The sequence below is a fragment of the Streptomyces sp. NPDC055078 genome, assembly GCF_053607985.1.
This window is the reverse complement of the sequence record NZ_JBSGUP010000363.1, coordinates 1-7,626: the sequence shown is the minus strand read 5'-3', so window position 1 is coordinate 7,626 and position 7,626 is coordinate 1. Positions and strand designations below refer to the sequence as shown.

General features: G+C 71.8%; 6 protein-coding genes. 2 read left to right on the top strand and 4 right to left on the bottom strand.

Features of this window, described 5'->3' with window-relative positions:
- Positions 1-355: 355 nt before the first annotated feature.
- From ACWF94_RS25990 to ACWF94_RS25980, 3 genes are all read right to left on the bottom strand, one after another.
- On the bottom strand, positions 356-1,078 hold the full coding sequence (locus ACWF94_RS25990) for a polyprenol monophosphomannose synthase (protein ID WP_453493159.1): 723 nt from the start codon (positions 1,076-1,078) through the stop codon (positions 356-358).
- A gap of 650 nt (positions 1,079-1,728) precedes the next feature.
- A complete protein-coding gene (locus ACWF94_RS25985; RefSeq protein WP_453493156.1) occupies positions 1,729-3,369 on the bottom strand; it encodes an amidohydrolase in 1,641 nt (546 codons plus the stop codon).
- A gap of 46 nt (positions 3,370-3,415) precedes the next feature.
- Positions 3,416-3,856 carry an Lrp/AsnC family transcriptional regulator gene (locus tag ACWF94_RS25980; RefSeq protein WP_453493153.1) on the bottom strand — a complete coding sequence of 147 codons (441 nt, stop codon included), beginning with the start codon at positions 3,854-3,856 and terminating at the stop codon, positions 3,416-3,418.
- Between the two features lie 201 nt (positions 3,857-4,057).
- Between ACWF94_RS25980 and ACWF94_RS25975 the strand changes: the two genes are divergently transcribed.
- Positions 4,058-4,492, top strand: coding sequence for a hypothetical protein (locus ACWF94_RS25975; RefSeq protein WP_453493150.1), 435 nt, complete (start codon positions 4,058-4,060; stop codon positions 4,490-4,492).
- A 241-nt stretch (positions 4,493-4,733) separates the two neighbouring features.
- On the opposite strand, the gene ACWF94_RS25970 is transcribed toward ACWF94_RS25975, so the two are convergent.
- A complete protein-coding gene (locus ACWF94_RS25970) occupies positions 4,734-5,906 on the bottom strand; it encodes an acyl-CoA dehydrogenase family protein (protein ID WP_453493147.1) in 1,173 nt (390 codons plus the stop codon).
- Between the two features lie 386 nt (positions 5,907-6,292).
- Here ACWF94_RS25970 and ACWF94_RS25965 point away from each other — a divergent pair, with 386 nt between their 5' ends.
- Entirely contained in the window at positions 6,293-7,558 is a 1,266-nt protein-coding gene (locus ACWF94_RS25965; protein ID WP_453493144.1) for a glycoside hydrolase family 18 protein, read from the top strand.
- The last annotated feature ends 68 nt before the right edge of the window (positions 7,559-7,626 follow it).

The window sequence follows — 7,626 nt, the reverse complement described above, 5'->3', positions numbered from 1 at the left end:
GCCTGGACACCCGCCGAAGCGGCGTAAAGGGGTGGTGAGAAAGATCGTTCCGCCTGCGGGCAGCCGGGGAGCCACGTCGGGGTCCGCGCCGCGAGCCAGCATCTGGGAGCCCGCGCCGCGAAACCAGCCCCGGAAGCCCGCGCCGCGAAACCAGCATCTGGGCCCGTGCCGCGAACCAGTCCCGAACCAGCGCCCGGGAGCGCGCGCCGCGAACCAGTCCCGGAAACCCGGCCGGTGGCCGGGCGCGGAAGCCCCGGCCCGGGATACGCGCCGGAACCGGCCTCGGGCCGGCGCCGCGCGCGGGAGCCGGGCACCCGCCGGGGAGCCGACCGCGAGGAAGGCCGTCAGCCGAGCGTCACCGGGAGGTACGGCCGCCGCGCAGCCGGTTCGCCTGGTGGGATACGCCCCAGCCGGCGACCCGCCACAGGGCCTCGACGGCGATGCCCCGGTTCATCTTGGAGTCGCCCATCTCGCGCTCCACGAAGGTGATGGGGACCTCCACCACGTGATATCCGGCCGCCACGGCCCGGCGGGCGAGGTCGACTTGGAAGCAGTAGCCCTGGGAGTCGACCTGGTCGAGCCCGAGCCCCCTGAGGGTCTCGACGCGGAAGGCACGGAAGCCCCCGGTGACATCCCGGATCGACAGGCCGAGGAGCAGCCGGGAGTAGGTGCTGCCGCCCCGGGAGATGAACTGGCGGTACCTGGGCCAGTTGACGATCCGGCCGCCGGGGACCCAGCGCGAGCCGAGGACCAGGTCGGCGCCCTTGAGGGCGGTCAGCAGCCGGGGCAGTTCCTCGGGCTGGTGGGACCCGTCGGCGTCCATCTCGATCAGTACGCCGTAGCCCTTCTCCATGCCCCAGGCGAACCCGGCGAGGTAGGCGGCGCCGAGACCTTCCTTGCCCTTGCGGTGCAGGACCCGGACCTGGTCGTCGCGACCGGCGATCTCGTCGGCGAGCTTGCCGGTGCCGTCGGGGCTGTTGTCGTCGGCGATGAGAATGTCCGCGTCGGGGACGGCGGTACGCACGCGGGCGACGGTCCGCTCGACGTTGTCGGCCTCGTTGTAAGTCGGAATGATCACCAAGGATCTCCCGAGGGGCCCGTACCGCTTTCCCCGGGCGTCACTGGCCCTAGCGCCGTCGTTCACTGCTGCCCCTTTAAATGTCCGTGCACAGAACCCAACCATAGCGAGCGACGGGCACCGCCACGACGCCGAGGACCAGCGATGCCGGACGCGGAGGGAAGGCGGCGGGAAGGCGGCGGGAAATGCGGAGGAAAGGTGGGGGAAGTACGCCGGGGAGTACCGAGGGGAGGGGTGGATCCATGGGTGCGGATCGGGGTCCGGCGTCCTTCGGGCCGACCTGGGACCCGCTGGCTGCGGGTCGACCGAAAGCCGTTGTCTACTGAACGCCGGACCCCATCCGGGTCGCACCTGCCGGCCGGCCGAAACCTTCCCTCGCCCCCGAGGCGCGGGCGCTGGACCTGGCTCCCAGTGGCGGTGCGCCGGTGCGGTGCACAGCCCCGTGGCCCAGCGGCGTTCGACGACTGCGTGGAGGTCTGCCGGTCGGACGTCCTTTGGTGGACTCGGCCGAACCTACCCGCCCTTGGGCGCTTCATGTCAACAGTCGTGCGATCTGCGCGGTTTGCCCAATTCGCCGGGTCGGTGGCGAAGATCCGCAGGTCGTGGCCGAACACCCCAACTGCCAGTTGTCAGTACGAAATGTCCGTACGTCACTCGTTCGGCCGCTCAAAGATGGTTTGTCCGAAGACCACCGTCCGCAGACAGACGGGCAGTTCACGTCCTGGGGTGAGATCGGGCAGGCCGGGGGTGCCGGAGCGGGGGTCGGTCGACCAGCGGGCCACCCGGTCGTCGGGGGCCTGGACGACGAGTTCCCCGGTGCGCCACACGGCATAGTCGGCCGGGGCGCCCGGCACCAGGGTGCCCGCGTCGTCGCGGCCGGCGGCCCGTCGGCCGCCCCGGGTGTGCGCGGTGAAGGCGGCTCGTACGGACACCCGGTGCTCCGGCGTGCGGTGGAAGGCGGCGGCGCGGACCGTGCCCCAGGGGTCGAGCGGGGTGACGGGACTGTCGGAGCCGAGCGCGAGCGGCACTCCGGCGCGCAGCAGCGCTGCGTACGGATTGAGGGTGCGGGCCCGTTCGACGCCGAGGCGCTCGGCGTACATCCCGTCGTCGCCGCCCCACGCGGCGTCGAACGCGGGCTGGACGGAGGCGGTGAGGCCCAGTTCGGCGAAGGCGGCGACGGCCTCGGGGGTGAGCATCTCGGCGTGCTCGACACGGTGGCGGGCGGCGCGCACCCGGGCGATGCCGAGGGTTTCCGCGGCGGCCCTGACGCCCTCGGTGACGGCGGTGAGGGCGGCGTCGCCGATCGCGTGGAAGCCCGCCTGGAGACCGGCTTCGGTGCAGACCGTGACATGGGCGGCGATGTCCGCCGCGTCGAGGTGGGCGGTGCCGGTGTGCCCGGCGTCCGCGTACGGGGCGTGCAGGCAGGCGGTGTGAGAGCCGAGGGAGCCGTCGACGAACAGATCGCCGGCGGCGCCCACCGCGCCGAGTTCCCGGATGCGCCGGGCACCCTTCGCATCCGCGATCCGCTCGGCCCAGTAGCCGACCACACGCGGGCCTGGCCGGGCCGCGGCGAGGGCCAGCAGGGCGGTGAAGTCGTCCTCGTCGGAGATGTCGGGACCGGCGCACTCATGAACGGACCCGATACCGAGGGACGCCGCGCGCTCCAGTGCCGCCCGCTGCGCCGCGCCCCGCTGTGCGGGGGTGACCGCGGCATGGGCGGCGGCCCGTACGGCGTGGTGGGCGTCGGCGGTGAGCGGGGCGTCCGGGTGGTAGCCGGTGCGTCCGGTGACGCCGGGGACCAGGTCGAGCAGGGCGGTGGTGACAACGGCGGAGTGGACGTCGATACGGGTCAGATAGAGCGGACGGCCGCCGCTCGCCTCGTCCAGCTCGGCGCGCGAGGGGTGGCGTCGCTCGGGCCAGCGGGCCGCGTCCCAGCCGTGCCCGATGAGCACCTGGCCCGGGAGCTGCCCGGCACTGTGCCGGCGTACGAGATCGAGCGCTTCGGCGAGGGTGCGGGCGCCGGACAGGTCGAGGCCGGTGAGGGCGAGACCGGTCGCCGTGGTGTGCACATGTGCGTCGGTGAACGCCGGGGTGACGAGAGCACCTTCGAGATCGACGATCTCGTCGGCTCCGCCGGCGAAGGCGTCGGCCGCGCCCTCGGAGCCCACCCAGGCGATGTGCCCGCGCTCGACGACCATCGCGGTGGCGAAGGGGTCGGCGGGGCTGTGGACTTCTCCGCCGCGCAGCAGGGTGGTGCGGCGTTCGGCGGGAGGGGCGGTGCTCTCGGTCATGGGCACAGCCTAAAGACTGTCCCAAGACTGCCCCGTAGGCAGTGGTTCAGATACGCGGCGGGCGGGCCTCGTACGGGGTGGAGAGGACGACGGTGGTGCGGGTGGAGACGCCCGCCAGCGCGCGGATGCGGCTGAGCAGGTTCTCCAGTTCGAGCGGGGTGGCGACCCGGACCTTGAGGATGTAGTTCTCGTCGCCCGCGACACTGTGGCACGCCTCGATCTCGGGCACGTCCGCCAGGCGTTCGGAGATGTCGTCGGGGGCGCTGGGGTCGAAGGGTTTGACCGAGATGAAAGCGGTGAGGGGCAGTCCGACCGCCTCGGGGTCGACGACGGCCGCATAGCCGCGGATGACCCCGCGCTGTTCCAGCCGGCGGACGCGCTGATGCACCGCCGATGTGGACAGGCCGGTGGCCTTGCCCAGGTCCGTGTAGCTCATGCGCCCGTCCTTGACGAGCAATTCAACGATCTGACGATCCAGCTCCTCCATGCGGATCAACTTAATTGCCCAGGTCGCTTCCGGCACAGCCGACGGCCATTACGGGGGCACCCGCGGCGGGCATGTGACGAACACCACACAGCCGACGGGGGGTGTGCCGTGACCGGATGGTTACCTGCCGGCCGCATGGGGAAGTGCTTGCTGTGGTCGAGGCCACATGTGCCTGGTTGGCCCACCCGAGGGGGAGATCCCATGCAGAGTGTCAAGAACATCGGCCGTACCGAACCGGAGCCCGTCAATCCGGCTGCTTCGGACGTCGCGGCCGAGCCGGACGAGCTGACCGAGTACGACACCTTCGAGATGTACCGGGTCATCTGCCCGGACTGCTCCCAGCCAATCGCGCTGCTGGCGGACGAGGCCATCCTGCCGGAGCACGCGCTGTGCCCCACCCCGTGGAATCCGTTCGGGCTCACGGTGTGCGCCGGGACCGGGCGGCCCGCGTCGGAGGCCCGGCCCGCGGACGAGACGCTGGAGGCCCATGAGCAGGAGATGGGACTGCTGCTGACGCTGCCTCAGGGGCTGGACTGGCGGATGCAGCCGTTCTCGCACGTCGGGGGTGCGGGCTCGCGTCCGCTGCGGCTTCCGCCGATGCGCGAGCGGGCCGCGCAGAACAAGCGCGCGGCTTAAGAACGAACGCGCGACTCAAGAACGAGCACGCGGCTCAAGAGCGAACGCACCCCACAGGGCGAACGCACACCACAGAACGAACCCGCCGCCCGGATCGAACGCGCGCCGCCCGGAGGGGCGGCACGGACCCATCGCCCGCCGCCCGGAGCAGCGAGCGCGGCACTCCGCCCCGACGCGCCCCTCGTACGGTCAGGGGCGCCCCGAGGGCGGCCTGCGCACGGCGCAGGGGACGGCGGGGTGATCAGCGGCTCTCGGGGCCCGCCAGATGCCGGGCGATGACCATGCGCTGGATCTGGTTGGTGCCCTCGACGATCTGGAGGGCCTTCGCCTCGCGCATATAGCGCTCGACGGGGAAGTCCTGCGTGTATCCGTAGCCGCCGAGTACCTGGACCGCGTCGGTGGTGACGCCCATCGCCGCGTCCGTACAGAACAGCTTGGCCATGGCGGCCTGCCGGGAGAACGGACGCCCGGCATCGCGCAGCCGGGCCGCGGAGAGATAGAGCGCACGGCCCGCCTCGACCCGCGTGGCCATGTCGGCGAGCATGAACCGCAGCCCCTGGAAGTCGGCGATGGGGCGGCCGAACTGCAGGCGTCCGGTGGCGTACGCGAGTGACTCGTCCAGGGCCGCCTGGGCGACGCCGATCGCGCAGGCGGCGATACCGAGCCGTCCCGAGTCCAGGGCGGAGAGCGCGATCGCGAAACCCTGGCCCTCGTCGCCGACGCGGCGGGTGTCGGGGACACGGACACCGTCGAAGTGGAGCTGGGCGGTGGGTGAGCCCTTCATGCCCATCTTCTTCTCGGGGACGGCGGCCTCAAGGCCCGGCGCGTCGCCGGAGACCAGGAAGGCGGTGATGCCCCGGGAGCCCTCCGCGCCGGTCCGCGCGAGGACCGTGCAGAAGTCGGCGATCCCGCCGTGGGTGATCCACGCCTTGGTGCCGGTGATCACCCAGTCGTCGCCGTCGCGCACCGCCCTGGTGCGCAGCGAGGCGGCGTCGGAGCCGGACGCGGGCTCGGAGAGGCAGTACGCGCCGAGCAGTCCGCCGCCGAGCATGGCGGGCAGTTCCCGGGCCTGCTGCTCCTTGGAGCCGTATCCGGCCAGGGCGTGGCAGGACAGGGAGTGGACGCTGACGCCGAGGCCCACGGTGAGACGGGCGGCGGCGAGTTCTTCCAGGACCTGGAGATAGACCTCGTACGGCTGGTCCCCGCCCCCGTACTCGCCGTCGTAGGGGAGGCCGAGCAGTCCGGACTCCGACAGGAGGGTGAAGAGTTCCCGGGGGAAGTGTCCCGACTCCTCTTCCTCGGCCGCGTGGGGAGCGATCTCCCGCTGGATGATGTCGCGTACCAGGGTGATGAGGTCCCTGGATTCCTCGGTGGGCAGTTGACGCTCCACCGGCTGCGGGGCACGTTCGGGCATGACGGCGCTCTCCTCCCTGTCGGGCGCTGCGGCGGTACGCGCGAAGGGTGTGGTCGCGTATCGCCGGTCCTGCTGCCAGGCCGATGCTGCCCTTCCGGATCACGGAAGTGGTGTGGTGGCGGCTGTGGCGCGTTGAGTATGCCCGATCAGCGGAGCTACGTCACGGGTGCCGTGGGGCGACCGCCGAGCGGGTCCGTGGGAGCCCCCGGCCGCCGGTACGGGTGGGGCATGGCCGATTCCCGACGGGCTCGGCCCGATGGCCCCTGCCAGGGGCATTGACCGGGTGATCGTGCTCTCCTACCGTTGCCCAGGGCATGGCCATGTACATGCCATATCGCTCAGACGGTCGACAGTCACCCGTTCGTTCTCCCCTCCGAGGAGATCCGATGACCGCTCCCCACCGTCCGCGTGCCCGATTACGGGCTCTGATCGCAGCGGCCTGCACCGCCGCACTCGGCGCGACCCTCCTCACCGGCACCCCCACCGCATCCGCACGCGAGAGCACCCCGGCGGCGAAAGCGCCCCCGGCGGCCACGGCTCCGATCGCCCCGCCCCGTGACAAGGTGGTCGGCACCTACACCAACTGGAGCATCTACGGCCGCGACTTCCACATCAAGAACATCCAGACATCGGGATCGGCCGGGAGGCTCACCCACATCAGATACGCCTACGGCTTCCCCTCGCGGACCGGCTGCGGGCACGGGGACTCGTACGCCGACTGGGACAGGTCCTACAGCGCCGCCCAGAGCGTGGACGGCGTCGCCGACACCTGGGAACAGCCGGTGCGGGGCAATTTCAACCAGTTGCGGAAGCTCAAGAAGCTCCACCCCCGACTGAAGATCATCTGGTCGTTCGGGGGCTGGTACTGGTCGGACGGCCTCGCCGCGGCGGCGGCCGATGCCAAGGCGTTCGCCCGGTCCTGCCGCGCGCTGGTCGAGGATCCGCGCTGGGCCGATGTCTTCGACGGGATCGACATCGACTGGCAGTATCCCAACGCCTGCGGGCGCACCTGCGATTCGAGCGGGCGCACGTCGTTCCGCAAGCTGATGTCGGCGCTGCGCGCGGAGTTCGACGACGACCTGGTCACCGCGACCATCACCGCCGACGCCGCACCGGGCGGCGGGATCGACGCGGCCGACTACGAGGGCGCGGCCGACGACGTCGACTGGTTCAACGTGATGACGTACGGGCTCTACCGCGCCGGGCACACCCGTGGCCCGACCGCCCCGCACGCACCGCTCACGGCGTATCCGGGCATCCCGCAGCGCAGCGCCACGGCCCACGCGGCGATCCGCAGGCTCAAGGACCTCGACATCCCCGCGGACAAGCTGTTGCTCGGCATCTCCTTCGAGGCCCACGGCTGGACGGGCGTCACCCGGGGAGAACCCGGGGGCACGGCCACGGGCCCGGCCGATGGCACCTACGAGGCGGGCGTCGACCACTACCGGGTCCTGAAGGCCAGATGCCCCGCCACCGGACGGGCCGGCGGGACCGCCTACGCCCACTGCGGCACCGAGTGGTGGAGCTATGACACCCCGGACACCGTTGCGGGAAAGGCGGCGTACGCGAGGCGGCAGGGCCTGGGAGGCATGTTCCTGTGGGATCTGGGCGGCGACACCCCGGACGGTGAGCTGACCAGGGCTGTCCGCTGACGGGCGGATCCGGTCGCGGGCGATGACGAGGGCGGGTCCGCTGGGGACGTGACCGAACTTTCCCGTCA